The organism is Bradyrhizobium iriomotense, from assembly GCF_030160715.1.
Classification (GTDB): Bacteria; Pseudomonadota; Alphaproteobacteria; order Rhizobiales; family Xanthobacteraceae; genus Bradyrhizobium; species Bradyrhizobium iriomotense.
This window is the reverse complement of sequence record NZ_BSOW01000028.1, coordinates 15,109-42,098: the sequence shown is the minus strand read 5'-3', so window position 1 is coordinate 42,098 and position 26,990 is coordinate 15,109. Positions and strand designations below refer to the sequence as shown.

General features: G+C 61.4%; 21 protein-coding genes and 6 pseudogenes. 13 read left to right on the top strand and 14 right to left on the bottom strand.

Translation table 11 applies throughout. The annotated features are described in order from the left end of the window. The first annotated feature begins 198 nt into the window (after positions 1-198). The 7 genes from sfnG (at position 199) to QQL28_RS32400 (ending at position 7,652) form a co-directional block, all read left to right on the top strand. Positions 199-1,305 carry a dimethylsulfone monooxygenase SfnG gene (sfnG, locus tag QQL28_RS32430; RefSeq protein ID WP_284272086.1) on the top strand — a complete coding sequence of 369 codons (1,107 nt, stop codon included), beginning with the start codon at positions 199-201 and terminating at the stop codon, positions 1,303-1,305. Between the two features lie 16 nt (positions 1,306-1,321). Further along, positions 1,322-2,242, top strand: coding sequence for an ABC transporter ATP-binding protein (locus tag QQL28_RS32425; RefSeq protein WP_284272085.1), 921 nt, complete (start codon positions 1,322-1,324; stop codon positions 2,240-2,242). Continuing rightward, positions 2,242-3,132 (top strand): branched-chain amino acid ABC transporter permease, encoded by an 891-nt coding sequence (locus QQL28_RS32420; RefSeq protein WP_284272084.1) that lies wholly within the window; start codon positions 2,242-2,244, stop codon positions 3,130-3,132. Before QQL28_RS32425 ends, QQL28_RS32420 begins: the two co-directional genes overlap by 1 nt. A 2-nt stretch (positions 3,133-3,134) precedes the next feature. Next, positions 3,135-4,196: a branched-chain amino acid ABC transporter permease gene (locus tag QQL28_RS32415; RefSeq protein WP_284272083.1), complete on the top strand. Its 1,062-nt coding sequence runs from the start codon at positions 3,135-3,137 to the stop codon at positions 4,194-4,196. Between the two features lie 28 nt (positions 4,197-4,224). After that, positions 4,225-5,553, top strand: coding sequence for an ABC transporter substrate-binding protein (locus QQL28_RS32410; protein WP_284272081.1), 1,329 nt, complete (start codon positions 4,225-4,227; stop codon positions 5,551-5,553). Between the two features lie 62 nt (positions 5,554-5,615). Continuing rightward, complete coding sequence (locus QQL28_RS32405) at positions 5,616-6,422, top strand: ABC transporter ATP-binding protein (protein ID WP_284272079.1); 807 nt, start codon at positions 5,616-5,618, stop codon at positions 6,420-6,422. Positions 6,423-6,455: 33 nt separating this feature from the next. Beyond that, positions 6,456-7,652 (top strand): acyl-CoA dehydrogenase family protein, encoded by a 1,197-nt coding sequence (locus QQL28_RS32400; protein ID WP_284272077.1) that lies wholly within the window; start codon positions 6,456-6,458, stop codon positions 7,650-7,652. A gap of 34 nt (positions 7,653-7,686) precedes the next feature. Here the strand turns inward: QQL28_RS32400 and QQL28_RS32395 are convergent, their stop codons facing one another. Next, positions 7,687-7,974 (bottom strand): RidA family protein, encoded by a 288-nt coding sequence (locus tag QQL28_RS32395; RefSeq protein WP_284272076.1) that lies wholly within the window; start codon positions 7,972-7,974, stop codon positions 7,687-7,689. Positions 7,975-8,174: 200 nt separating this feature from the next. Then, complete coding sequence (locus tag QQL28_RS32390; protein ID WP_284272075.1) at positions 8,175-9,077, bottom strand: LysR substrate-binding domain-containing protein; 903 nt, start codon at positions 9,075-9,077, stop codon at positions 8,175-8,177. Between the two features lie 132 nt (positions 9,078-9,209). Between QQL28_RS32390 and QQL28_RS32385 the strand changes: the two genes are divergently transcribed. Genes QQL28_RS32385 through QQL28_RS32375 form a run of 3 tightly spaced genes read left to right on the top strand, consistent with a single transcriptional unit; the run spans position 9,210 to position 12,873 of the window. Continuing rightward, positions 9,210-10,178 carry a hydroxymethylglutaryl-CoA lyase gene (locus tag QQL28_RS32385; RefSeq protein WP_284272073.1) on the top strand — a complete coding sequence of 323 codons (969 nt, stop codon included), beginning with the start codon at positions 9,210-9,212 and terminating at the stop codon, positions 10,176-10,178. Then, positions 10,168-11,370 carry a CaiB/BaiF CoA transferase family protein gene (locus tag QQL28_RS32380; protein ID WP_284272071.1) on the top strand — a complete coding sequence of 401 codons (1,203 nt, stop codon included), beginning with the start codon at positions 10,168-10,170 and terminating at the stop codon, positions 11,368-11,370. Before QQL28_RS32385 ends, QQL28_RS32380 begins: the two co-directional genes overlap by 11 nt. Further along, complete coding sequence (locus QQL28_RS32375) at positions 11,371-12,873, top strand: MFS transporter (protein ID WP_284272069.1); 1,503 nt, start codon at positions 11,371-11,373, stop codon at positions 12,871-12,873. 621 nt (positions 12,874-13,494) lie between these two features. Here the strand turns inward: QQL28_RS32375 and QQL28_RS32370 are convergent. The 4 genes and pseudogenes from QQL28_RS32370 to QQL28_RS32360 all read right to left on the bottom strand — a co-directional run bounded on the left by QQL28_RS32370 (position 13,495) and on the right by QQL28_RS32360 (position 16,627). Beyond that, positions 13,495-14,806: pseudogene (locus tag QQL28_RS32370) on the bottom strand (HlyD family type I secretion periplasmic adaptor subunit). Further along, a pseudogene (locus QQL28_RS32365) lies at positions 14,803-15,523 on the bottom strand (ATP-binding cassette domain-containing protein); the annotation flags it as partial. The pseudogenes QQL28_RS32370 and QQL28_RS32365, both read right to left, overlap by 4 nt. A 341-nt stretch (positions 15,524-15,864) precedes the next feature. Next, positions 15,865-16,251 (bottom strand): hypothetical protein, encoded by a 387-nt coding sequence (locus tag QQL28_RS46265; RefSeq protein WP_431309682.1) that lies wholly within the window; start codon positions 16,249-16,251, stop codon positions 15,865-15,867. A gap of 37 nt (positions 16,252-16,288) precedes the next feature. Next, on the bottom strand, positions 16,289-16,627 hold the full coding sequence (locus tag QQL28_RS32360) for a hypothetical protein (protein WP_284272067.1): 339 nt from the start codon (positions 16,625-16,627) through the stop codon (positions 16,289-16,291). 350 nt (positions 16,628-16,977) lie between these two features. Between QQL28_RS32360 and QQL28_RS32355 the strand changes: the two genes are divergently transcribed. Then, positions 16,978-17,484 (top strand): calcium-binding protein, encoded by a 507-nt coding sequence (locus tag QQL28_RS32355; protein ID WP_284272065.1) that lies wholly within the window; start codon positions 16,978-16,980, stop codon positions 17,482-17,484. 517 nt (positions 17,485-18,001) lie between these two features. Then, positions 18,002-18,481, top strand: a complete 480-nt coding sequence (locus tag QQL28_RS46260; protein WP_431309679.1) for a YopT-type cysteine protease domain-containing protein — start codon at positions 18,002-18,004, stop codon at positions 18,479-18,481. Between the two features lie 508 nt (positions 18,482-18,989). On the opposite strand, the pseudogene QQL28_RS32350 reads toward QQL28_RS46260, so the two are convergent. From QQL28_RS32350 to QQL28_RS32330, 5 genes and pseudogenes are all read right to left on the bottom strand, one after another. Then, positions 18,990-19,196, bottom strand: a pseudogene (locus QQL28_RS32350) (integrase); the annotation flags it as partial. Between the two features lie 2 nt (positions 19,197-19,198). Next, positions 19,199-19,585: a type II toxin-antitoxin system VapC family toxin gene (locus QQL28_RS32345; protein WP_284272063.1), complete on the bottom strand. Its 387-nt coding sequence runs from the start codon at positions 19,583-19,585 to the stop codon at positions 19,199-19,201. Further along, on the bottom strand, positions 19,585-19,839 hold the full coding sequence (locus tag QQL28_RS32340; protein ID WP_284272061.1) for a type II toxin-antitoxin system VapB family antitoxin: 255 nt from the start codon (positions 19,837-19,839) through the stop codon (positions 19,585-19,587). Before QQL28_RS32340 ends, QQL28_RS32345 begins: the two co-directional genes overlap by 1 nt. A gap of 102 nt (positions 19,840-19,941) precedes the next feature. Then, positions 19,942-20,349 carry a type II toxin-antitoxin system VapC family toxin gene (locus tag QQL28_RS32335; RefSeq protein WP_284272060.1) on the bottom strand — a complete coding sequence of 136 codons (408 nt, stop codon included), beginning with the start codon at positions 20,347-20,349 and terminating at the stop codon, positions 19,942-19,944. Continuing rightward, positions 20,349-20,603, bottom strand: coding sequence for a type II toxin-antitoxin system Phd/YefM family antitoxin (locus QQL28_RS32330; RefSeq protein WP_284272059.1), 255 nt, complete (start codon positions 20,601-20,603; stop codon positions 20,349-20,351). Before QQL28_RS32330 ends, QQL28_RS32335 begins: the two co-directional genes overlap by 1 nt. A gap of 544 nt (positions 20,604-21,147) precedes the next feature. On the opposite strand from QQL28_RS32330, the gene QQL28_RS32320 reads away from it, so the two are divergent. Continuing rightward, complete coding sequence (locus QQL28_RS32320) at positions 21,148-24,795, top strand: Ulp1 family isopeptidase (RefSeq protein ID WP_284272058.1); 3,648 nt, start codon at positions 21,148-21,150, stop codon at positions 24,793-24,795. Between the two features lie 245 nt (positions 24,796-25,040). On the opposite strand, the pseudogene QQL28_RS32315 reads toward QQL28_RS32320, so the two are convergent. The 3 pseudogenes from QQL28_RS32315 to QQL28_RS32305 all read right to left on the bottom strand — a co-directional run. Further along, a pseudogene (locus QQL28_RS32315) lies at positions 25,041-25,640 on the bottom strand (citrate/2-methylcitrate synthase); the annotation flags it as partial. A gap of 189 nt (positions 25,641-25,829) precedes the next feature. Further along, positions 25,830-26,099 (bottom strand): annotated as a pseudogene (locus QQL28_RS32310) (integrase core domain-containing protein); the annotation flags it as partial. A gap of 241 nt (positions 26,100-26,340) precedes the next feature. Continuing rightward, positions 26,341-26,763: pseudogene (locus QQL28_RS32305) on the bottom strand (DDE-type integrase/transposase/recombinase); the annotation flags it as partial. Between the last annotated feature and the right edge of the window lie 227 nt (positions 26,764-26,990).

The following is a 26,990-nucleotide window of genomic DNA, read 5'->3' as shown; positions in this document are numbered from 1 at the left end:
GCGCGTGCGCCGATCTGTTGATGATGTCAATCTCGCATCGACTTAACTGCACCGCAGATCGCCAAGACGCCTCCAAATCATAGCCTAGTTTCGAAACAGGCGTGCAATCGTTCGTATCGAGCGACGTGAATGCGGTGTGCTGCCTGATTTTCGCCCGTTGTCCACATCGTCGCAAACCAATTCACGTGAGGTGACAGCATGACTACGAACAGCAACCCGATCAAATTTGCTTACTGGGTCCCGAATGTATCCGGCGGCCTTGTTATTTCTTCCATCGAGCAGCGCACCAGTTGGGACATCGACTACAACCGCAAGCTTGCCCAGATCGCCGAGAAGGCTGGCTTCGACTACGCCTTGAGCCAAATCCGCTTCACTGCGGGTTACGGTGCCGACAAGCAGCACGAATCCGTCAGCTTCTCGCACGCACTTCTTGCCGCGACCGAGAAACTCAACGTCATCGCCGCGATCCTTCCCGGGCCGTGGAATCCAGCGCTAGCCGCGAAGCAGATCGCGACCATCAGCCAGCTGACCAACGCCCGCGTTGCGGTCAATATCGTCTCTGGTTGGTTCCGGGGTGAGTTCCATGCCATTGGCGAGCCGTGGCTCGATCACGACGAGCGCTATCGCCGCTCGGAGGAATTTATCAATGCACTGCGTGGGATCTGGAGCCAGGAGAGCTACACTCTAGGTGGTGATTTCTACCGATTCCGGCATTATTCGCTCAAGCCGAAGCCGCTCGATCCTCTGCCGGAGATTTTCCAGGGCGGCTCCTCGCGCGCGGCCCGTGACATGGCGGCGCGGGTGTCAGATTGGTACTTCACAAATGGCAACACGCCGGACGGGTTGAAGGCGCAGGTCGACGACATCAAGGCCAAGGAAAAGGCGTTTGGCAAGAGCTGGCGAACCAAGATCGGCATCAACGCATTCGGCATCGTCCGGCAGACCGAAAAGGAAGCCAAGGATGTCCTCCAGGAGATCCTCGACAAGGCAATCCCGGAAGCGGTGGGCGGCTTCCATCACGAGGTCCAGAATGCCGGAAATGCCAGCCCCGAGCGCGAGGGCAATTGGGCCAAATCCACCTTCCAGGATCTGGTTCAATACAACGATGGTTTCCGATCGAACCTGATCGGCACACCGCAGCAGGTCGCCGAGCGCATCATCGAGCTCAAGCGCGCCGGCGCCGATCTCATCCTGCTGGGCTTTCTGCATTTCCAGGAAGAGGTCGAATATTTCGGCAAGCATGTGATCCCTCTGGTTCGCGAACTCGAGGCCCAGAACGCGCCGCACGTTCAGGCGGCGGAATAGGCGGGAAGGGCGACGCATGAGCCTAGTTGCGACAGCGGGCGGTGACGCCCTGATCGTGGCGCGTGCGCGTGAGCGCGCCACCGAGGCCTCGCGGGTGGCGAGGGAAACGTCTCGCGCCACGGACGCTGTGCGCGTCGCCGATGCTGGTGTGCCGGTATTGACGCTGCAGGGCATCTCGCTCAGTTTTGGCGGCGTAACTGCGCTTGACGGCATCGATCTTGCCGTTGCGAAGGGCGAGATCCGCGCCATCATTGGTCCGAACGGGGCCGGGAAGAGCTCGCTGCTCAATGTGGTGAGTGGGCTCTACCGTCCCGATCGGGGCGTGGTGCAGCTCGGCAGCGAACGGTTCAGGCATGTGCCGACCGCGCGACTTGCTGCGGTCGGCGTGGCGCGCACATTTCAGAACCTCGCGCTGTTCAAGGGCCTGCCGGTGCTCGACAACGTCGTGATGGGCCTCGTGCACCGCCGACGGGCCGGCTTCGTGCGGCAGATCCTGTCGACGCCGCAGGCACGTCGCGAGGAAGCCGAGGCTCGCGCCGCCGCCGAGGAAGCGATTACGTTTCTTCACCTCGACGCGGTCAAACATCAGCTCGCAGGCGGACTCCCTTATGGAATCCTGAAGCGGGTGGAACTCGCACGAGCGCTGGTCGCACGCCCGCAGCTGTTGCTGCTGGACGAGCCGCTCGCCGGCGTGACCCTCGCAGAGAAGCGGGAATTGGCGGCACACCTCCGCAATGCACGCGACGCGTATGGCACCACCATTGTGCTGATCGAGCACGACATCGGCGTCGTCATGGGCCTCTCCGATCGAATCGCGGTTCTCGATTACGGCCGCAAGATCGCCGACGGCACGCCGGATGAGGTGCGGTCCTGCCAGGCGGTGATCGACGCTTATCTCGGTGTGGCCCATGAGGGCGAAACGGAGCTTGTGATCTGATGTTCGACTACCAGTTCTTCATCGAGGTCCTCGTCGGTGGGCTGTTGTCCGGCGTCATGTACTCGCTGGTCGCGATCGGCTTCGTGCTGATCTACAAGACGTCCGGCGTCTTGAACTTCGCTCAGGGAGCGATGCTGTTGTTCGCGGCTCTCACCTTCGTGAGTCTGGTCGAGCGCGGCGTGCCATTCTGGCTGGGCGCGGGGGTCACGCTCGTGATCATGGTGGCCCTCGGCGTGACCGTCGAGCGCGTCGTGCTGCGGCCGCTGGTCAATCAGTCGCCGATGACGCTGTTCATGGCGACGCTAGGCCTTTCTTATGTGATCGAGGGCGCCGCGCAGCTGTTGTGGGGCACCCAGGTCCACGGCCTCGATCTCGGCATCAACGATATCCCGTTCGAGGTGGGCGGCGTCTTGATCAGCCAGTTCGACCTGTTCGCTGCGGTGATTGCCGGGGCGCTGGTCACCGCCTTTGCGCTGTTCTTTCGCTACACCCGAACCGGGCTGGCGTTCCGCGCGGTCGCCGATGATCAGTTCGCCGCACTAGCGGTGGGGTTGCGGCTGTCCCGCGTCTGGGCGGCAGTGTGGACCGCAGCGGGGATCGTCGCACTGGTCGCGGGTCTGTTGTGGGGCGCACGTCTTGGTGTGCAGTTTTCGCTTTCGCTCGTCGTGCTCAAGGCGCTGCCCGTGCTGGTGCTCGGTGGCTTCGATTCAGTGGCGGGCGCCATCGTCGGGGGCCTCCTGATCGGCGCCATCGAGAAGCTCGCCGAGGTCTATGTCGGCCCGCTGTTTGGCGGCGGCATCGAGGTGTGGGCGGCCTATGTTGTGGCGCTCGCTTTCCTGCTGCTGCGTCCGTCAGGGCTGTTTGGACAGAAGCTGGTGGAAAGGGTCTGACGATGACCACGCCCACTCGTTCCGCTTCTCTGCGCTGGCTCACGCCGAATCGCTTCGGTCTCTCGGTCCTGCTGATCGCCGCCTTCGCCATCATTCCGTTCGCCGGCTCCGACTACCTGCTAGATGCAGTGCTGACGCCGTTTCTCGCGCTCGCGCTCGCGGCTCTGGGCCTCAACCTGCTCACCGGCTATGCCGGGCAGGTCTCGCTCGGCTCGGCCGCGTATCTCGCGGTGGGCGCTTATGCCGCCTATAATTTCAATCTGAGGCTGCATGGCCTGCCGTTTCTCGCCAGCCTCGTGGCCGCAGGCTTTGTCGCTGCTGCGGTGGGGATCGTATTCGGTCTCCCAAGCCTGCGACTGCGCGGATTCTACCTCGCGGTGTCGACGTTGGCGGCGCAGTTCTTTGTGCAGTGGACGCTCACCAAGTTCGGCTGGTTCTCGAACAACAATCCATCCGGTGTGATCGACGCGCCGCCGCTGGCGGTGGCCGGCCTGAGCTTCTCCGGCCCAGTTGGGCGCTACGTCTTCTCGCTGACCGTCGTCGTTGTTGCGACGCTGCTCGCGATCCGGCTGCTGCGCTCGCAAGTTGGGCGGAACTTCATCGCTCTGCGCGACCACGAGGTCGCGGCCAAGGTGATCGGCGTGCCGCTGCTGCGCACCAAGCTGCTCGCCTTCGGGGTTTCGTCGTTCCTGATCGGCGTCGCCGGAGTGCTGTGGGCCTTCGCCTACCTGCGCACCGTGGAGCCCGCCGGCTTCAACCTGGACCGCTCGTTCGAGATCCTCTTCATCATCATCATCGGCGGCCTGGCCTCGATCCGCGGCGCGTTTCTCGGCGCGGCGTTCATCGTCGTGTTCCCGCTGCTGCTCTCGCGGTTTGGCGCCGCACTGCTCGACAACGTCTTCGATTCCGGCGTCCTGGAGATGAGCCAGCGCATCGTCATCGGCGCACTGATCATCGGCCTGCTGATCGCCGAGCCGCGCGGCTTGATCGCGCTGGTCGATCGCGTCGCGGACAAGATCCGGCGCCGGCTTTTCCGGCCGCAGCCCGGTCCCATCCGCTCTTGAAATTGTCTCCTGAACGAAAGGAAAAGTTATGCTTCTGTCCAGATCCCTCCGTACTGCTGCGCTTGCGGCGGCCATCGCCATCGGCGCTGCGCTGCCGGTCCACGCCGATGAGCAGTTTTTCCCGCTGCAGAGCTACCGGGTCGGCCCCTACGCGGCCGGTGGCACCGGCTTCTTCGGCGGCTTCATCGACTATCTCAATCTGATCAATATCCGCGATGGCGGCGTCAACGGCGTCAAGCTGACCTGGGAGGAGGGCGAGACGCAGTATGAGGTCGAGCGCGGCGTTGAGGTCTATGAGCGGCTGAAGAACCATCCGGGCGTTGCGGCCTGGAATCCGCTTTCGGTCGGAATCGCCTATGCGATGATCGATCGCATCACCAAGGACAAAGTGCCGTTGATCACCATCAACCACGGCCGTACCGATTCCACCGACGGTCGCGTGTTCCCTTATGTATTTCCGCTTCTGCTCAATCCCTACAGCGAAACTTCGGGTATCGTGAACTACATCGCCACGCGCGAGGGCGGCACCAATAAGCTCAAGGGCAAGAAGATCGTCGTGCTCTATCACGGCTCGCCCTATGGCAAGGAGACTATCCCGATCTATCAGCTGCTCGCCGACAAATACGGCTTCTCCCTCGAGCAGATCGAAGTGCCGCATCCCGGCAACGAGCAGCAGTCACAGTGGCTGTCGATCCGTCGTGCCAAGGCCGACTACGTGGTCTTGCGCGGCTGGGGCGTGATGAACCCGGTGGCATTGAAGACGGCGCAGAAGGTCGGCTTCCCGGTCGATCACATCATCGGCAATGTCTGGTCGAATTCGGAGGAGGACGTCATTCCCGCGGGTGATGCTGCCAAGGGCTATGTCGCGATCACGACGCAGGCTTCCGGCGCCGAATATCCAGTGCTGCAGGAGATCATCAAGACCGTCTACGGCGCCGGCAAGGGCAATCTCGACGACAAGAAGCGGATCGGCAGCGTCTATCACAACCTCGGCATCGTCAACGGCATCCTCAATGTCGAGGCGATCCGGATCGCCCAGCAGAAATTCGGCAAGCGCACGCTGACCGGTGATGAGGTGCGGTTGGGCTTCGAGCATCTGCAGCTGGATCCGGCGCGAGTCGAGGCGCTGGGCGCCAAAGGGTTGTTCCATTCCATCAACGTGACCTGGGACAATCACGAAGGCGATGGCCGCGTGACCTTCCAGCAGTGGGATGGCACGAAGTGGAAGGTGGTGTCGGACTGGATCGCGCCCGACTGGGCTTCATTGCGGCCGATCATCGAGAAGTCCGCGGCGGCTTACGCGGCTGAACACAACATCAAGATCCGCACCTCTGACGACACGGCAGTCAGCCAGTAAAGGGACCCGAGATGACGAGGAGCCGGTGCGCCGGTTCCTGGTCCGAAAATCCGGAGCATCGCATGAGCGATCATCTTCTCATTCTCGAAGGCTTGGCTGCGACCTACAACCATGCCATTCGTGCGCTGTCCGATGTCTCGCTCACGGTGCGCCGCGGCGAGATCGTGGCTCTGCTCGGCGCCAACGGTGCGGGCAAGTCGACCACGCTCAAGGCGATTTCCAACCTGCTGCACGCTGAGCGCGGCCAGCTCACCCACGGACGCGTCGTGTTCGACGGGCGCGATACCGCCGCGCTCACGTCGGCCGATCTGGTGCGCCTCGGTCTCGTCCCGGTGCTGGAGGGCCGCCACTGCTTTCGTGCGCTCAACGTCGAGGAAAACCTGGTGGTCGGCGGAATCGGAAGGGATTTGTCGCGTGGCGAGATCGCGGCAGGACTTGAACGCATCTACACATTATTTCCGCGCCTGAAGGAGCGCCGGCGTTCTGCCTCGGGCCTCACCTCGGGCGGTGAACAGCAAATGACGGTGATCGGCCGCGCCTTGATGTCGCGCCCGCGGCTCCTGGTGCTGGACGAACCGTCGATGGGCCTTGCGCCGCTTGTGGTCGAGACGATCTTCAGCACCCTGAAGCGGCTCAACCGCGAAGAAGGATTATCGATCCTGGTCGCCGAGCAGAACTCGACAGTGGCGCTACGTTACGCCGACCGCGCTGCCGTGCTCGAAGGCGGTTCGACGGCGCTGTCGGGCGACGCTGCCGATCTGCGCGGACGTGCCGAGGTCAAAGCGCTCTATCTCGGGAGTCCTGAGGAGAGCGCGGCACATCTTGCCGCCTTGCGCGGTCCGTCACCGGCCGATCACGCGGCCGCTTGAACAGTTGCATTGGAAGATACTGAGGAGATTATCATGAGCAAGAACAACCTCGCGCGCGCGGCAGACGGCGATGTCTATTCGCGCCTCGACGAAGTGATCGAGACGACGGTCAAGCTCCATGCCGGGCGCAACGACCTCGAAGGTCGGTTTCCGAGAGAAAATCTTCAGGCGCTGGCGGCCGCCGGATGGACCGGAGTCCTCAACGAGCCCGGTTTCGGCGGGCTCGGATTGAGTCATAGCGACTTCGCGGAGGCGGCCTATCGGATCGGTCAGCATGATGCGTCGACGGGCCTCGTTTACGTCATGCATGTCGGTGCAGCGCAGACCATCAACCTGTTCGGCAATGATGACCAGAAGGAGCGTTGGCTCAAGGCGAAGGGCGGCACCTTGCTCGGCACCTATTCGACCAGCGAGCGGGCGTCGGGCGGACATTGGTGGTACAATTTCTCCGAAGCTTCGCGTGACGGCGAGAGTTACGTCATCAACGCGGAGAAATCCTTCACGACGAGCTCAGGTCAGGCCGACTTTTACGTGATGCAGACGCGCTCGCCCGGCGCCAAGGACCAGACCGATATCTCCTTCTTCATCGTCGATGGCAAGGCGCCCGGAATCGAAGCCGGCCCCTGGGAGGCGCTCGGTGTGCGGGCAAATCACTCCGGACCGATCCGCTATGCGGACGTCAAGGTTCCAAGCCGCGACCGGCTCGGAGCTGAGGGGCAGGGCAAGGAGATCATCTATGACGGTGTCTCTCCGGTTTATCTGATTGGTCTCGGGGCCGTGTGGGAGGGGGTCGCACGTGGTGCTCTCAATGCGGCGGTCGCCCATACCTCGAGCTTCGTTCACAAGGACAAGAACAAGAACTTGTCGGACTACCAGGCGATCCGCCAAGAGCTCGGCGCAGCGAAGGTGCTGGTCGAAACCTTGCGCCCATGGCGTAACGAACTCGCCGCCAAGCTGGATGAGCTGTGGCGCGCTGGAAAGCCGCAGAGCGAGATCCTGATTCCATTGACGGAGTTTAAGGTCCACGCCGCCGAGGTAGCCAACAAGGTGGCGGCCGCAGCGTTGACCGTAACCGGTGGTTACGGTTATCGGCGCGGGCCGATCGAACGGTCGTTTCGCGATGCCCGAGCCGGTATCGCCATGGGGCCGTCCAACGTGATCGCGCGGGACTGGATCGGCAAGTCCCTGGTCGGGCTGCCACTCGAGCTGTTCTACGAGGGAGGGGAATAGTGCAAGTCATGCCCGCGGTGTCATCTTCTGCCTTTCAGGTCAGATAGACTCTGAGCATGACGATGTCAGCGAGCCCGCATTTTCTGGTCGCCAGCATCCGGCCGATCTTGTCGAGGGTATAGTCGCACTGCTTGGCGAATTCGCCCCGAAAGCGGACTTGGGGCGCAAATTGGGTGGTGCTGTCCTCGTCTTCAGCGCCGACACCCCACACAAAAATTGTCCGGCTTCGTCCCGCGATCGTGACAATGTCGCTAAAGTGCCCCTGATGCGAGGCGACCAGGTTGAAGGCGAGCTTGGAGAATTGCAGGTCATCAGCCCGCAAGGGCGAAGACCAACAAGAGCAAAGAGCCAAGTGTCGCAAGAACAAGGGGCTGGATGCCTGTCTTCACTGCCGCTTCCGTAGCCTGTTGTGATCACGCGGCTCAAACTACGTCGCGTCCCGGGTTTGTACCAGCAAAACGCAAAGCCTTCAGTCGAACAAGGCTAACCTCCAGATATGGTCTATCTGATATTTAGATGGGGTCAGTCCGCTGTGGCCGTACTGGACCCGAGCGTCACAAGTCGCATCAGGTGATCGGACGCGCGGTCCTGATTGTAGGCGAGGCAGAGATCGCTCTTGGCTTCAGCAGAGGTCAGCGGGCGCCGCACGACATCGCTCACGACGATCTGGCCGTAGCATTTCGGCAGCACGGCAACCCCCAAGCCCGCGGCCACGAGGCCCAGAATGGCACCGCCGTCCTCGGCTTCCTGAACCACCTTGGGCGTGAACCCCGCGCTTCCGCAGAGATGCACGACGTGGCCGTTCAATCCGCGTCGGCTGGCATTTGCGAAGAAGATGAACGGCAGCGGCTTGAGCGCCTGCACGGCGATGGCGCCGCGCTCGCGCAGTAGCGGATGCCCCTTCGGCGCAAACAACTCCAGCGGGTCGGACCAGAGCCGGCGAATGGTTACGTTCTTGGGGAGCGGATATGTCGGGGACGGTCGCAGGAATCCGAGATCCAGCCGCCGGCCGGTCAGCATCTCGGCCTGTTCACTGGTGGAAGCATGAAGCAGCTCGAGGCGTATCTCTGGATAGGTTTGCGAAAAGCGTCGCAGGATCTTCGAGAACGACGCGTGGATCGGAGCTGACCCTGTATAGCCGATGCGAAGCAGGCCCACTTCTCCGCGCGCAGCCCGCTGCGCCGTCCCCATCGCTTGATCGAGCTTCGCAAGCGCCTCGCGCGCTTGTTCAAGCAGGATCTGTCCGGCCTGGGTCAACTCGACGCCGCGGCGTTGACGCAGAAAGAGCGGCGCGCCCACATCATGCTCAAGGGCCTTGATTTGGAGGCTGAGGGGAGGCTGGCTGAGGTTGAGACGGCGTGCAGCCCTGCTGAAATTCAGCTCCTCGGCGACTGCGATGAAATAGCGAAGCTGTCGGATGTCCATCCTGGTATTTAAAAATCATATGGGTAACGCCGTCAAATCAGTATTGGACGAAATGGGAACACCGCGGCAATCCTGTGCTCAGCGCAGAAATCGAGGCGCAGTCGCGGCCGCGACTCCGCCGAGCGAGGATAGATGGCAGACCTGCCAAACGAAGTGGAGATCCAGGAGGAGGGCCCGCGCGAAGGCTTTCAGATCGAACCGGGACCGATTGCCTCCGCAGACAAGATTCGCCTCATCGAGGCTTTGGCGCAAACCGGGCTTCGCCACATCCAGGTTTGCTCCTTCGTCCATCCTCGCCTCGTGCCCGGATGGGCGGATGCCGATGACGTTGCCGCGGGCTTTCGGCCGGCGCCCGGCGTTCACTATGTCGGGCTCTGGTTCAACGACAAGGGACTCGATCGGGCCCTCGCACATTCGGACAAGCTGACCCTTTCCGGCTCGATTGCGCTGTCCGCGTCCGATGCGTTCACCCGCAAGAACCTGCATAGTAGCCACGTGGAAAATTTGGAGGCGATGCGCAAGCAGACCCTCCTTCATCTGTCGAAAAAGGTTCCGGTTCGGCGGATCGGGGTTATGGCGGCGTTCGGCTGCAATTTCCAGGGCGATATCACGCCGACACAGGTCATCTCTGCCCTTCGCGACGGCTTTCGCATTGCGGATGAATGCGGTGTTGCGATCGGCAACATCTCCCTGTCGGACACGATGGGCTGGGCGACGCCGCTACGCGTCGAAAGGCTGCTCGGGGAGGTGCGAAGCAGGTGGCCGCATCAGCGGATCACGCTGCATCTGCACGACACACGCGGGCTAGCGATCGCCAACGCGATGGCGGGCCTGCGCATGGGAGTGACTAAATTCGACTCGACTGTCGGCGGATTCGGCGGTTGTCCCTTCGCCGCGCACAAGGGCGCGGCCGGCAACATCTGCACCGAAGAGCTCGTGCTGCTTTGCGAGGAGATGGGGATCAGTACGGGCGTCGACCTCGATGCGCTGATCGAAGTCGGACGGATGGCGGAAGAGATCGTCGGCCACCAGCTGCCGAGCGAGCTCCTCCACGCCGGAAGCCTCTATTCTTTTCGGAGCAAGGCGACAGGTGTCCACTAAACCGCTTATGGGACTGAAGGTCCTCGAGTTCAGCCACACGATCATGGGGCCGTGCGCCGGCTTGATACTGGCCGATCTCGGAGCCGATGTTGTCAAGGTCGAGCCCGCGCCTGACGGCGACCACACGCGCCGTTTGCCTGGTTTCGGCGCAGGTTTCTTTGCCGGCTTCAATCGCAATAAGCGCAGTATCGCGATCAACCTGAAGCATCCCGAGGGACGCGCGACGATCCATCGGCTGGTGAAGGACGCCGATATCGTCATTGAGAACTACGCGCCCGGCACGATGGAGCGGCTGGGGTGCGGCTATGCTGACCTGGAAGCGATCAATCCACGTCTGATCTATCTGGCGCTCAAAGGTTTCCTCGCGGGTCCCTACGAGCATCGGCCGGCGCTCGACGAGGTGGTGCAGTTTCAGGCGGGGCTCGCCTATATGACAGGCCCTGCGGGGCGGCCGTTACGCGCGGGTGCGTCCGTCAACGATATCACAGGTGCAATCTTCGGCGTCACGGCCGCACTCGCAGCGCTTCGCGAGCGCGACGCGACCGGGCGAGGCCAGCGGATCAGCAGCGCATTGTTCGAGAGCGCGGCGTTCTTCATGGTCACACACATGGCGGGCGCGGTCGCGAGTGGACATCCGCCAAAACCCATGCCGGAGCGCCGCCATGCTTGGGCGATCTACGACGTCTTCAACGCGAGCGACGATCAGATTTTCATCGGCGTCACCAGCGACAAGCAATGGATCCGGTTCACCGAGGAATTCGGGCTCGCCGCCCTCGGCGAGAATCCGAATCTCGCCACCAATGTCATGCGGGCGAGCCATCGCAGCTGGCTCATCCCTGCCGTGCAGGAAGCGCTTGCCCCGTTCTCGAAGGCGGTGATTGCCGAACGTTGTGAACGAGCGGCCGTCTCATGGGCGCCGGTCGGCAAGCCGACGGACCTGTTCAACGATCCGCATCTCGCCAGTCATGGCGGGCTGATAGATGTTGCGATCCGCACCGTCGAAGGCACAACGGAGATGACGCGGCTTCCCGCCATGCCAGTCGAATTCGGCGCGGAACGCGAGCGGCCAGGACTGGCCCGCCAACCGCCACGTCTAGGGGAGCATACAGACGAAATTCTGATCGACGCCGGCTTCGACCAGCGAGAGATCGAGAGGCTGGCACGAGAACAAGTCATCGCCGTGACGCCGTAGGTGGTGCGTGCTGAACAAGAAAAACAAATCGACGCAGAGGATCAAGGCATGCATGGGCCGGCGACACGAACGACCGTACCACCCGCGGATGGCAGCGGAGCGAGGGCGCTGGATACCGACAACGCATCGGCTGCGGCCATGATCAATGCGCGCCTTGACCGTCTTCCGATGAGCCGGCCGATTTGGAAGCTCGTCTTGATGGTCGCCCTCGGCGCCTGGTTCGAGATCTACGACGTCTTTTTCACCGCCTATATCGGACCAGGGCTCGTTAGAAGCGGAATCTTCACGACCTCGACTGCGAATTTCTTCGGCTTCGCCGGACTGGGGGCTTTCGTGGCCGCCATGTTTGCCGGCCTGTTCGTCGGAACGCTCGTGTTTGGCCAATTGGCCGATCGCTTCGGGCGCCGTGTCGTCTTCATGGGCGCGCTGCTCTGGTATACGGCAGCAGCCGCCTTGCTGGCCTGTCAACACAGCGCAGAGTGGATCATCTTCTTTCGGTTTCTCACGGGAATCGGCGCCGGTGCGGAGATCGTGACGATCGACTCCTACACGACCGAACTCGTGCCGGCGAATTCGCGCGGAAGATCGTTTGCCTTCCTACAGGCGATACAATTCTCCGCCGTTCCGACCGTCGCGCTGGTTGCTTGGTGGTTCGTGCCGACGGCTCCCCTTGGCTTTGACGGATGGCGCTGGGTCATCTGGATCGGGTGTCTGGGCGCGGTGGCCGTTTGGTTCATCCGTCTCGGCCTGCCGGAAAGCCCGCGCTGGCTGGCGCAGAGGGGCCGTATCGCCGAGGCGGATGCGATCGTTTCCCGGCTTGAACACGAGATCGTCGCGCGCACCGGTACGTCTTTGTCTGAGCCGAAGCCTCATCCTCCCGTGGCCCAGGAGCAGAAAGTGAACTTTGCCGTGCTGTGGCAATCCCGATATCGAGGCCGTACCATCATGATGCTGGTGTTCAACTTTTTTCAGTCGATCGGATATTACGGCTTTGCAAGCTGGATTCCGACCCTCCTGATCGCCAAGGGCATCAACGTCACGCACAGTCTGCTCTATTCCTTCGTGATCGCGATCGCGAACCCTATTGGACCGCTGCTCTCGATGTCATTCGCCGAGCGAATCGAGCGCAAGTGGATCGTGGTGGGATCCGCCTCAGCGATGGCGGTCATTGGAATAATATTCTCCAAGCAAGAAGACGCAGCTCTCATCGTCGCCCTGGGCGTTGCCATGGCCTTGGCAAGCAATTGTCTCACATTTTCCTATCGCGCCTATCAGGCGGAACTCTTTCCCACACGCATGCGCAGCCGCGCGATTGGTGTGGTCTATTCGATCAGCCGCATCAGCGCGATGTTTTCGGGTTTCCTGATCGCGTTCTGCCTCCGCGATTACGGCGCGACCGGCGTGTTCGCCTTGATCGCGGGGGCCATGGCGATCGTCGTTGTGACGATCGGTGTATTCGGCCCGCGCACCAACGGACTGAAGCTCGAGGCGGTTTCCGGGTAGCTCGCGCACAGTGATCAGACTGATGCGAAAATGACGAATGGACCGAACAGGCTGCCAATGCTCCTCGGCGCGAGGGTGGTGCGCGAGCTCCCGCAAGACGAACGATCCTTCAGATGCTGCTGGATGGCGAGGTGGACGCGGTCTGCGGCGAAACATCCGACGACCTACGGTCGAGGCCTCTGTTCGCATGAATCGAAATCCGCGAGCGAGGCATGGTTTCAGAAGTACAAGATCGTTCCGATCAACCATGTCGTCGTCACCAAGGCGCTGCAAGACGATGATCCTGATTCGGTCTGTTGAAGCGATCGAACGAGCGCTGCTCGCGCCCGTACCAGACCCTTTTGAGTTGGCGGCCATGCGTCCTGCCTTTGCAGATCGTGATCGACTATGCCGCGCGACAGAAACTGATCGCACGCCATCTGCGCGTGGAGGAGCTCTTAGTGATTTGACGTCAAGCTTAGAGCTGCCTGAGCGTAGTGCGCCTTCGTGCTTTCCGTGTCGAAGGACAGCACCATCAAACATTCAGAGCGTCCAGCTCAGCAACGCCAATTTCGTCCGAGCGGCCTTTAGCTCAAACTGACATGACAGATCGCGGCGACCACGGGAGTGATTGAGAAGGACTCACTTCTCGCGGAACGAGCGCATCAGCTGATCGCTCAGCGGCTTCATCAGATAGGACAGCATAGTGCGGTCGCCGGTCTGGACGAAAGCTTCCACCGGCATGCCCGGAATGATCTTGACGTCGCTGCCGAGGCGCGCGACCTCCTCCGGCGGCATCGAGACGCGGATGGTGTAGAAGCTCTGCCCGGTGCGCTGTTCGGTGGTGACGTCGGCGGCGACGCGGATCACGACGCCGTTCAGTTCCGGTGTGGTGCGCTGGTTGAAGGCCGAGAGCCGCAGCAGCGTCTTCTGGCCGACTTGCAGCTTGTCGATGTCCTGTGGATTGACCTTGGCCTTGACCGACAGGTCGTCGGCCTTCGGCACGATCATCATGATGGCGTCGCCGGCGGTGATGACGCCGTCGACGGTGTGCACCGTCGATTGTGGCACCATGCCGGTCCTGCGGCGCGCGGATGTCGATGCGGCGGAGCTGGTCTTCGGCGGTGACCTTGCGCTCGACGAACTCGCCGATCTTGTTGTTAGTCTCGCGCAGGTCCTTCGAGACTTCGGCGAGCATGTCCATGTCGACCTGGATGATCTGCAGCTCGGTCTCGCTGATCTTGCCCTTGGCCTGCGCGCGCGAGGCGATGTATTGCGCGCGCTCGCCCGCAAGCCGCGCGGCATCGCGTTCGAGTGTGGTCAGGTGGTTGATCGGCACCAGGTGCTGCTCGTAGAGCTGTCGGACGACGACCAGTTCCTGCTGCACCAGTTCGATCTCCTTGTCCTTGGCCGCATCCTGCGCCTGGAGCCCGGCGATCTCCTCGTTGAGCTGGGTGACGCGCTCGCGCAGCTGCGCTTTCTGACCGGTGCGACCGTTGACGCGGACCTCGAACAGCTTGGTCTCGCTCGCCATCACGTAGCGGACATCAGGGTCGTCGGCGCGCTCGGTAAGCTGCGGTGGAAAGGCGATCTTGGGTCGGTTCTGCTGCTCGGCCTCGAGCCGGGCCGCGTGCGCGTAGAATCCGTTCAGCATCTTGACGACGATCGCAAGGCTCGCCTTCACCACGGTCTCGTCGAGCCGCACGACGATGTCGCCGGCCTTGACCACGTCGCTGTCGCGCACCCGCACCTCGCTGACCATGCCGCCGGTCGGATGCTGTACCTTCTTCACGTTCGAATCGACAACAACCGAGCCCGGCGCGATCAGGGCACCCGAGATCGGCACCTTAGAAGCCCAGCCGACGCCGCTGCCGGCGAACACGAGGACCACAACGAGGCCGACGATCAGAAGTTTTCTGATCGACTGGTGCGTGTTCCGCGGCTGATCTTTCATGACTTCGCTGCTTCCGCGTCGGAGGCGGTCTTGATCGGCGGCGGCGCGACACGCTGCAGTACCTGTCCGAGCTCGGCTTCCTTCGGACCGAAGGTCTGCATGCGGCCGTCCTTCAGCACTAGGAGCTGGTCGACGCCCTCGAGGCCGATCGGCCGGTGCGCGACCACGATCACGACCGCGCCGCGCTCGCGGGCCGAGCGCACCGCACGCGTCAAGGCCTCGTCGCCCTCGCTGCCGAGATTGGAATTCGGCTCGTCCAGTACGATCAGGAACGGGTTGCCGTAGAGTGCGCGCACCAGCGCCACCCGCTGGGCCTGACCAGCCGAGAGCGCAGTGCCCTGCGCGCCGACCTGGGTGTCATAACCCTCGCGCATCTTGATGATCATCTCGTGCACGCCGGCCTCTTTCGCCGCGGCGATGATGGTATCGGACTTGGCCTCGGGATCGAAGCGGCAGATGTTCTGCGCAACGGTGCCGCCGAACAGCTCGACATCCTGCGGCAGGTAGCCGACGTAACGACCGGGCACATCCGACGACCACTGGTCGAGCGCCGCGCCGTCCAGCCGCACCTTGCCGCGGACCGGCGTCCAGACGCGCGCGCGCGCGGATCAGCGACGATTTGCCGGAGCCGCTCGGGCCGATCACGCCGACGCCGCTGCCGGCCTCGACCGCAAAGGTGACGTCCTGCATGATCACGCGCTGGTCGCCGGGTGCGACCTGCGGCGCAGCCTCTGAAAGAGTCATTGACTGAAGATGCGGTCGCCTTACCGCGCGTTCGGAAGCCGTCCCCGTGGATTTGCACTTGCTCGATTGGACTGCCCGTCATTCTTCCCGGCCCTTCCCAAGTGCTTGCATTAATGAGTCGGGCGACGAAATTTCTGCCGTCCATCGTGCTCTAGACTCCGCGAAGCGAGGGATCCAAAGACTCCGCGAAGCGAGGGATCCAACGTCACGTGGCGCTCGAATCCGATTTGCTGAAGCGTCATCGATTGCCTTCTTCGTGTAGCTTTGGTCAGCGTTCGTCGAAGCCTACAATCTGACGCCACGTAAACCTCAAGCTATTTATTGAATTCCTGCTTGAGCCGGCTGCACCAAGTCTGGTGGTGGCAGGAGATCGAAAGATCTGGATGTCTTGCAAGAAATGCATCTCGGCGACTCCCATTGTGGCTCTGGCAAAATTCCGCCGACCAACAGGCCGAACACGATGGAGCAGGGGCTCTCGGGAGCGTCGCTTCTTCTTGCACACCGGAGGCGAACCATACACTGGAACCCGGATTTCTATCGGCTTGCTTTGGGCGTGACGGAGGAGAGCCGCCGCAACGGTTGCGGTAAACTCTTTGAATGCTTGCTGAACCTCCTCGTCGGCTTGAGGATAACGCGGGGCGCAGCGAAAGGGGGCGATAACCGAGCCTTGCGAGGACCATGCCGATCGAGCGCTCCTGCATAGCGACGCCGAAGCGTCGTTCAATCTCGTCGCGCAGATCAATCCGCCGCCAGCGCACCACCCCATGCTGCGCCAAAGCGGTGCCGGCTTCGACAAGCCCTGGTCTCCCGCGGCACGGCGAGTTTCGGCGAAAGAACTAGGCGGCTTGCGTGACGGAAGCCCGGCCAAGCCTTCCACGTTGTACCGATGCCCCAGTCCCGCAAGGTCTGGCGATCCATTCCGCAGTTTTTCGCCGCCTTCCTGCGCTCCTCGCCTTCCAGAACCAGCGCAAGTGCCAACATCCGCCGCGCCGCCGTGCTGTCCTTCTCCCGCTGCGCTGCCTTGCGAAGCTCAGGTGCTGTCAAATCAAACCGGCTGATCGCTACCGCCGCGCCCAAGCGATGTCGCTCTTTTCCTAAAGAGCAACGACTGATTCAGAAATTCACCGATCTGGGACTCCGCAATCTGAGTCAAACCTCAAGGCCGTTGTTATGACTTGAACAAGCGCTGCGAAGTCTCGCATCCACCCACCCGACGGCTCATCAACGTGACAGTACCGATCGCAGTGTTGAGCCAGAGGGTAATTGAAAACAACTTTCACAACGCTCGGCAATTAGACGACCCCATCGCATCCGTTTTGGCTGAGTGTGCAATCAGGCTTTCGTCAGCTTCGATGATTATGTTTCGTAGCCAGAGCGTGATCGCTTGCGTGACCGCTCGCATAGCAGGCACAACACAGGAGAACGACATGGCTGTAATCCGCGGCACAAACTCCGACGATCACTTGGTTGGGACGCCCGACAGGGACTTTATCCAGGGCCTGGGCGGGAACGACCGGATTTCCGGTGGTGCGGGCGCTGATGATCTGGAAGGCAATCGGGGAGACGACACGATCTCCGGTGGTGCGGGCGACGACTATCTGTTCGGCGATCAGGGCAACGATGTTCTGTTCGGCAATCAGGGCAACGACAACTTCATGTTCACGAGTGGGAACGGCAAGGATGCCGTGATGGACTTCGCAGTGGGAGATAAACTGCATATCGAGGATGGGATCAATCACACTGGTATTCATAATGTTGCCGATCTTGCCAATCGCGCCGAGTCGGCTGGCACGAATACGACGGTCGTCGACCTCGGAGAGGGTAATTCGATCACGCTCTCCAATGTGAATGCTGCCGACGTTCAGCATCACCCTGAGAATTATTTCTCAGTCATACATACCACCGGTATACCTTCCACCGATCTATTCATCTGACTTTTTCGGCCATACTTTCCGGCCGAGAAAGGGCGACCGGGCAACGGCGATCGCTATTGGCCTATCCTTCTGCCTGCGGCGATTCGCCGTTGCCCTCGACCGGACGATTGAACTTCTCCCAATGGGCAGAGACCCAATGGGCAGAGACATTGTGGCCTGGGTTGATCGCCATGAAGCGCAGAGTTGAGTGACGCGCGGATGGACCATGCGCCCCGGGCACCGGAGCGTTTGGCACCAGGTGATACGCAGCGGATCGCCGAAGGCAAACGCCCCACGCGCCAGATAACGCGTAAGCGCGCGTTGACCGAGCCGATCGTCGCCAACTTGCCGCAGGGTATGAAGGCCGAGGATTGGACGACGGTCCTTTCAGGGAAGGGGCTGTCGCGGCGATGCCGGATGATATCAACTTTCATGTAATTCATGCGAAGCTGTTACTCCACAAAATGCAAGACATGAAGTCCGGCTTGCCGATCCTGCGCCGGTCGGTTCGCGACGCGATCAACAAGAAATCCGGCGCGTGGATAGTCGCAGATGGAACGCGAAGCGCGTGCCCATCCTATCAGCGGCCACGTCGCAACAGCGGTATGAAGATATCTTTAGATCGTTGCGAGAGGACGATGTAGAACGCTCTGAGGCCAATTTTAGGGCACGGGCAACCGTGTTGACGGACGCAGGCTTTTTTCCATCCAACGAAGGTATCACGTACGCCTTCGGCGATACTGAGCAATTCTCGGAATTGAAGGACAAGATCGTGTCCGATGGGAGGGTGTATTTGCTCAGCTTGGCTTTCGAGCGCGATGGGCGACAGGAGCATCACTTAGTTGCGACGTCAGCATCGGATGAAATAGTGACGCTCTTCGACCCAAACTACGGAGAATTTACCATTGAGCCGGCGGATGTGGGTGAGTTCTTCAGAAGCCTCGCAAATCGGTACAGAAGTCCCCCCAACAGAATGGAATTGCTAAGTATCACCACACAAAGGGTGCGGTCTCAGTAAGGACTTGCCGATGCGAAATTGCATTTCGAGCCACAGGGCAATAAGACGGGCCGGCTGACATTCGGCAAGAGTTGATGCCCCTGCGTCTAAGATAGCCGGCGCTATTTTGCGGGGTGCCGTCCGAGATGTGGTTGAATCCGGAGCGGCGCAATCTACGACATTGTGAAGCTGGCTGATTACGCGGTGAAGCTAATTGGATGTGCGATTGGCTGTGTGGCGTTCAGGATAGTCCGCTTTGGCGCGAGAAGCTGGTTTTTTACGACGGACGAAGCGACGGAAAAAATTACAAAGTGGACGATCGGCCTCCGCGACTGCGGGATGCGTCGACGCCCATTCTGGCTGCGCCGGAACGGTGATCGCGGCCAGGGGGCACCCACGCTCGTTCAAGCGTCACCGGATCGCGCAGTGGGCGACTGTCTCGGTGCGGATGTCCAGCCACTCGAACCGGCGACCGTGGACGGCGACAAGCTGAGCGGGCCGGAGTGTAGCGAAATGATCTCGATGGAAATGTGATGTAGAGCCCGACCGTTTGCGGGGAGGGCGGCAGGACCTCGAGGCCCTGGCGGCGGCACCAGCCGGCAAAATGCTTCTAGTCCGATCCGTAGGCGCGGCGGGTGTTGGCTGAACTCGCGGCCTCGACATAGCCGCGGGCCCGATCGGCAAGCTGTTCCAGATGAGCTGGCAGCGTGGGGCTACCGGAAGAGAGAATGTTCATCGTCAGGCCGCCTTGATGTCGGTCTGTGAGAAGTCGTTGCCCTTGAACAGCAGGGGTTCTTCGGTAAGGGCAGCGAGAGCGTAAGAAAAGCAATCGCCAAAGTTCAGCTTGGCGGGATGCTGGCCTTTCCCATACCGCCGCCACGCCCGCCGTGCCTGATCCACGCGCCCGGCCGTGACCGGAACAATCTCGACACCAACCTTGTGTAGCCAGAGATCAAGCTCGGCGCCGCCCCGATCGCCCAACTTCGACTCGATCCCTATTCCCGCCTCCAAGATCGTTGCTGCCGAGATCAAGCGGATAGGATCGGCGGCGATGCGGTGCTCGAAGTCGCTGGCCTCCGGCTCATTCAAAAAGATCGCCAGAATGGCGGATGAGTCGATCACCATCAGACCGGCAAGCCATTTTCGTCGTACCCGAGGATGTCATCCATGCTGCGCGGATCAAGGATGGGGAGGGCAGCGAGGCGGCGCCGAATGGCTTCCATATCCTCAATCAGCGCCGCCTTGGTCGCGTCGGCGCCGACCCGTCGCAGCCTATCCTCGATCGCCCGCCGGGTCGCGACGGTGATGGTCTCGCCGGTGCGCTCGGCCAACGTGCGCGCGAGCTTTTCGGTCTCGGGATCTTTGATGCTCAGCGCCATCGAGTCGGTTCCTTGGTTCCTATTTGTCAACATTCTACCCATACAGGATGGCTGCGATTGCCCAGTCTCTTGGACAGTCTTTGCGACATCCTGGACTGCGGCTTATGCCGACGCCTCCCAGGGATTGATGACCGTTACGCCCGTATCCTCGAAATCCCCCACATTGCGGGTGACAAGGATGAGGTCGTGGACGATCGCCGTGGCGGCGATCAGCCCATCGATATCGCCGCGCGGCCGGATCGCGGCGATCCGACCCCACTCCACGGAGATCTGGTCGGTCACCGCCAAGATGCGGTCGGCGTGGTCGTGGCGCAGCTTGCGCAACCATTCGGCAAGATGGCCGGCCGCCTTCGGGTCGGACTTCTGCTTGAGTGCAATGCCGCGCATGATCTCGCCGAGCGTGAGGGTGCTCAGGTGAACGCTGGCCGGGTTGACCGAGCGCAACCAGCCGGTTGCTTGGGTAGAGCCGCGCCGAGCCTCGGAAACAACATTGGTATCAATGAGATACATCAGAAGGCGACGTCACGGCTGGGAGTCTTGGCGCGCTGCGTCACGGTCTCGGCCAGTTCGTCATCCCAGCCCGGCCCGGCTAGCAGGTCGTCAACCAAGGTCGGCCGGCCAGAGCGTAGCGCATCGTAATCGGCGGCCGACAGCACCACAGCGGCGCGCATCCCGCGCAGGGTGACGACCTGCGGACCTTCGCGGCGGGCCTTCTGCACCACCTTGGAGAACTGATTCTTGGCGTCCTGCAGTGGCCATTCCATTTTTGAGCGCTCCTAGCTAGACAGGCTAGCTATATATAGGTGTTTCCATAGAAATCAAGTCCGCCGGTGCGGCGATGTCTCGACGGCGAAACGATCGAAGCCTGCCGCCGGGTTCCGGTGCGGAGGCTTCCGGAGCACAGTTTCCGGGTTCTGGGCGCTAAAAATGGGTATCGCAGAGTTTTTTTCAGTGGATTGCATTGCGGATACGGTGTGAGGGCGCTGCGCAAGCAGCGCTTGCGGATACTGCCCTCGCCCTCAACTTGCGAATATCGATCCCCCGTGAGCCGGTTCGGCACTTGACGCCGGAGGGAGCCTCTTGCGAAAGCCACCACCTCGCCCGCGACCTGATCCCGCTTGGTCACGATGCGCACCTGATGTCGGCGAAGTTCGTGCGGCCATTCCTGAAGGCAAGAAGAACGATTTTTTGACGTTGAGGCGATTGCAGAAGCTGTTCAGCGTCCAACGATGAGGTTCGTGCCGGTCCGTGGCAAATCACAACGCACCTGAGGCTTCAAGTTGGCCTATATTCCGAAACTGAGAACGAATGAAAGTCCCATCAACCAACTGGGTGCTTGAACAATCGAGCAGCGCGAACGCGCAAGAGGACTTACCGGCTCCGTCCGCAGATGCGGCGGCCTTTGAGCAGCAGCTGAGCGAGATCGACAATTCAGGCGGTCGCGTGCTGATGCGGCCGCCCACCCATCAACTGGGTGCATCGCCATCGGAGGCTCAGCCCATGATGCGACAAGGGAGCGGGCCAGAAGACACACTAGAGCCGCATATTGGAGGCGGTGTGGCGATGCTAAATGCGTCGGCGCTGCCGCCCGGCCATGCAAGTTTGATTTTCGCAGGTAGCAGCCTGGATCCTGTTCATTCCGAAGATGCGTCTCTAATTGAGGAACTGAAGCCGGCACTCATCAAGGCTGGAGCGTCCGAGCGCACCGTCAGGCGCAATGTCCGTTGCATTCTCAGATTGGGGCAGTGGCTCGTAAAGAACGACAAGCCGGGCATTGCTGCCCGGCTTTACGACAAGTCGCTGGACAAGGATGCCCAGGAGTTCGGCGAGCTGGAGGGGGAGGCCATCGGTACGCCACTGGATTATCTTAGAGCGTCCCAATCGCCGGGCGGCATCGCGCCGATTGCAGGTCGGGTTGAGCTGAATCCCTATCCCCAGGATGCGGATCTCATCAAAAGGTACAAGGAAGAAGCAGCGCCAGGCACCGCCAACACCGCCAGGAGCTATGCGACTATTCTTACCGATCTCAGTGATCACCTCCGTGAAAACGATAAGCCCGGCATTGCTGCTCGACTTGGCCACGACTCGCTGGATGAAGATATCAGCCGGTATAAGGAGGCGGACCCCCTTGGCCGCAGAAAAGCTGGGGCCGCACTGGCTCATCTCCTCAGGTCGCCGGCGGCTGCTAGAGCGATCGAACTCCAGCGTCATATCCGCCCCGTTCCCGATTTCGAAGACGCGGTTCGCACCGAGCCGAGGCGGACCCCGGCCGCGACTGCGCAGCACAGCGGGTCGAACGGAGCTATTAGCTGGCCGGAGACTCTGCCTGCAAACCAGCAGGATCTGCTTTTGGAGACCATGGACGGGCGCAGCTCCTCGCCGTCTCTCGAAACTATCGCGCACCATCAACAGACAGCGGATGCCGGAGGTCCCTTTCCTGACTTTAACTTGCCCAGCGACGACCATTGGCTTCCACCGACGCATGGCCTGGATCCTGCAGAGTCCCTTCGTCCCTTGAACCAGCGCCACCCTGACCACGAACTAACGGATCAACGTCACAGGAACCCCCTCGTGCCAGGCGAGCAGATTCTCATTAGGGATGAGCATGATATAGGGGAGTTAAGATCAGCGAAGAGGCAGAAGACGGTAAGCAACCCGCAAGGCGTCGCCGTGGAGCGGCGGCAGATGCAGACCCCATCCCAACTGGCGCCGTCACCATCGCAGAGGCAAGCTCCGATGCCGTCGCCGGACGAACTAATCGGCGAGCAGCTTCCGGCCGAAGACGCGGAGCTCTTGGCGAAGTTTCGTGTATACGCCGAGCGCCGCAAGCTCGCTGAAGGGTCCATCAACAACAGTGTTTCCGGGCTTCGGACTTTTGTTCGCTGGTTCAACGCAAGTCATGGGAGCCCTTTAGCTTCTCGGCTGCGAGACGGTTCATCGCTGGACAAGGAAATTGCGGCCTACAAGCGCTTGGGCCGTGACCCCCAGAACCGCATTAGATCGGCTCTGGACGTTCTCCGACAGCTGCTACGTGGGGGTGAAGAAGTCGAAGCACCCGACGTCCGCGTCCTCGGTGGCCCCCGTCGCCACGTTCCTCATCCAGAAGATGCGCCCCTCATCGAGGGCGCGCTGAGCCAAGCTCTGAAAGATCTTACAGCCCCGACTGCGAAGCTGAGGCAGTCTGCGCAAAAGCGGGCGACACGTCTTCGTGCGCTGAGTGCGTGGCTTAGCGCGAATCGCAAAGGGAGCATCATCGGGCGACTAAACGGCTCGAGCAAGGAGCAGTTATCGCTCGACAATGACGTGGTAGCATTCGAACGGACTGGAGGCAGAGTACACGGTCCCGATTTGTCGCATCTTCGCAGCTACTTAAAACTCATCGAGGCGAACCGAGAGCTGGGGGTGCCAGGCCCTGAGCAGCCGAGCTCGCCGGCCGCGCAGGACGATCGGCTTTCCGACTCGGCGCAAGGTCTTCCCTCAACGCCAGCCAGCCCGAGCGCGGGAGCTTGGATTTGGTTGGGGGAACAGCTGCAAGAACCAGCATCACCATCCAGGCCCGCGTCAAATGCTAAGGGCAGGTTTGAGCCATCTATTGATCTGAATGCGCCGACGCCGTCCGAATTGCGCGACGATGCTCACTTTGCGCCAGCGCATCCTGCCAAGCTTCGCTCAGACACCTACAGCGGCTTAGAGTCTTTTGTCGATCTGAATGCGCCGACACCATCCGAATTGCGCGACGATGCTCACTTTGCGCCAGCGCATCCTGCCAGGGTTCGCTCGGATACCTACGCTGGTCTTGAGCCTTTTGTTGATCTGGATGCGCCGACGCCGTCCGAATTGCGCGACGATGCTCACTTTACGCCGGCGCATCCTGCCAAGGCTCGCTCAGACACCTATAGCGGCCTAGAGTCTTTTGTTGATCTAAATGCGCCGACGCCGTCCGAATTGCGCGACGATGCTCACTTTACGCCGGCGCATCCTGCCAAGCTTCGCTCAGACACCTATAGCGGCCTAGAGTCTTTTGTTGATCTAAATGCGCCGACGCCGTCCGAATTGCGCGACGATGCTCACTTTGCGCCAGCGCATCCTGCCAAGCTTCGCTCAGACACCTACAGCGGCTTAGAGTCTTTTGTCGATCTGAATGCGCCGACACCATCCGAATTGCGCGACGATGCTCACTTTGCGCCAACGCATCCTGCCAGGGTTCGCTCGGATACCCACGCTGGTCTTGAGCCTTTTGTTGATCTGGATGCGCCGACGCCGCAAGAGCTGCGTGATGGTGCTAGTTATGCGCCTGTCCCGCGCACATCCGCCAATGCTCAGATCGGGGCTTTGGATCCGACAGCCTCCTCCCACGGCCGCAACGGCCTAGAGCTCGGCGCCGAGGAATGGCTGGGTGACGAGCACATCCACAGGGATTACGAGCTCCTGGCGCAGGAGTTGCAGCGGGACCGTCCGGAACTCGCCGCCCTGACGCAGTTCGTGGATCCCCTGATAGCACACTATCAACTGCGCTTCGGCGCCGACGCCGTCAGGCGCCTCGCATTCCAGCGCATCGTCTACGATCCGAATGGTAATGATACCGCCGACTTCCTGTTCCTGCCAGTGAGCGACGCTATGGATCCTAATCGCCTCGGCACGCATTGGTCGCTGCTGCTGCTTGACCGCCGCACGCGAGGAGAGCCGGTTGCCTATCACTACGACTCTGTCAGGGGACACAACCACGAGGCGGCAGCGCAGCTCGCACGACGGCTGCGTGCCCGCCTGGAGTCACCCAGCATGGCCCTGCAGCGGAACGGTTATGATTGCGGCGTCTTCGTGGTGGACGGCACGCGGGCGCTGGTTCGACGATTGGCCCAAGGAGAGCGGCCAGAGCACGAGCCGCTGCATCTTGACAACCTCGTCGCCAATCGGCGGTCCCTCCAGGACCGACTGGCTCATCCCGGCTTGGGGTAATGGAGCTGGCTGGAGCGGCTCTCCCGGACTCTAGACCGTGGGCTCGCCTGAACGAGCGGATCAGGACAACATCTCGCTCCGCTCTCGCTCGTACGCTTGAGATTCGCCAAGGCAGCTTCCACGTGGCGACGGAAATCCCGGTCAGTCAAGGGACACAAGTCGACGCGAAGGATTTGCTCGTCGTGTTGCTGGGGGACTGATTTGTGAGGATCCGGACATCGGGACGCGCCGGCCGCCAGCCTCGTTATCGATCCGGCTTCGCGCGATAGTCGACGCGCGACCTCCTTGATCACCTCGTTGCGGGGATAGGCGATTGTATAGCCGGGATGGCCGAACTCCATGACGACCTGCTTGGCAGCGATGCGGCGGCGAATATCGGCGTCGGCCTCGTCGACATCACCATACCGTTTCTGCACCTCGAAGGCGACCTCGTTGACGCCGCCATGCTTTGGTCCGCGCAACGCGCCGATAGCGCGGGGGATGGCCGAATACATGTCCGCGCCCGTGCCGGCAATCGAGCGGGCCGTGAATGTCGATGCGTTGAATTCGTGCTCGGCATAGAGATTGAGCGAGTTGTGCATGGCGCGGACATGAGAGGCTGACGGCGTGCGCCCCTGCAGGAGATGCAGAAAGTGCCCGCCAATCGTGTTATCGTCGGTCTCGACATCGACGCAGCGACCGTTCTGGGCGAAATCGAAATGATGCCAGTAAAGCAGCACGGAGCCGAGGGAAGCCATCATGCGATCGGCGATGTCGCGAGCACCTGGATGATTATGGTCGGAAGCTTCCGACAGCGCACAGCCGAGTGTCGAGACGCCGCTGCGCATCACGTCCATCGGGCGTGCCCAGCGGGCGGCGCTTCCAGAGTAGCCTTTTTCTGATGGATCTCACTAACGAGATCCATTTCAATCCAGTGCTGTTCTACAACGTCAATTTGGATCCCGACCCGCTGCTACGGCTGGAGAGACGAGCGCTGGTGGAGTGGCTCGCGGCGGCGTACGACCAGATTGATCTATCTGTAGGGTCTGGTCACATCATTTCAGCGGAGCGAACGTCTGATCAAAGCGAAAATCCGGGATCCTAATCCGCTCTTTTGCAGGATCGAACCGGGATTCCACCTCGTCTGTGAACGGGGTGACGTTCGCCAGTTCGCAGACGCGATCGACAGGCGTGCCGCCACCGAGGGCGGCATGCGGGCGACGCCAATTCCAATGATGTCGCCATTCGGCAATCCGATCCTCGATGTCAGCGGTCTTCGGATCGACCGTTGACCAGAACTCTTCGAGGTCTGCACTGAGCGACCGATGGTCAGGGAGCAAGCGTTCGATGTCTCCGAGCTCGCGATCGTCAGCTGTCCCATCGCCCGGGATTTTCGCAGGCCGGCGGTGCTTCTGACGGCAACAATGACCGGTAGGTTTCTTGTGCGCGCTCTACAATGCCGAGCGTGGTCGGATACGATTTTGCAGCGTCATTGAGCTCCTGATCAGGCAATCACTCTAAGGAGCGCAGGCTAAGGCTATCGGTGTACGAAGCGGCGGTTCCCTAGAGGGCCGCCCTCGTAGCGACATGCGAACGGAGCTTATCCGTGATCATCACGCCCGGCGGCGTGCCGGCGGATTCAAGAGCTTCTTCTTGAGCCGCTGCGCAGCGCGCGAGTCTCTTCGGTGTTAGATCAAGACGTCGAGAGCGAAGCCATTGTGGTCGATAGCGCGACAGAGCGAATCTTGTTCACCCGCCATCGAGATAACGATTTCGTTCAGATGCCATCTGTCACCGCGAGCTGGAGCGCGCGCTGACGGATCCGATCGGCGAACGCCTTACAGAACCCCCGTCCCGAGCGGCGCATGGTCTCATCGGTCAAGCCAATGCAACGCGCCGCCAGCATTTCCTCGATCCTGCTCAAGCACAGCTGACCACTTCCGGTGGGAAGCGATGGCGGCGACAAAGAGGGGCCCGGGCGGTCGGCATGCCGGTCGGCTGTCTCATCGGTCGCTCCAATTCGTTGACTTGACGGAGTCGTCGGCAGATGTGCTGCTGCACCGGCCAATCTGCTCGCCGAGCAAGAGTAGGGGGTGCGGCTGGAGCGTCGCGCGCCCCCTGACATCGAAGGGAGAACGCAAAGGATGTTCTCCCAAGGAATTCTTCCGAGACCCGTCAGCTGATCGACAGCTAAGCTCCTTAGCGTCAGAATGTGC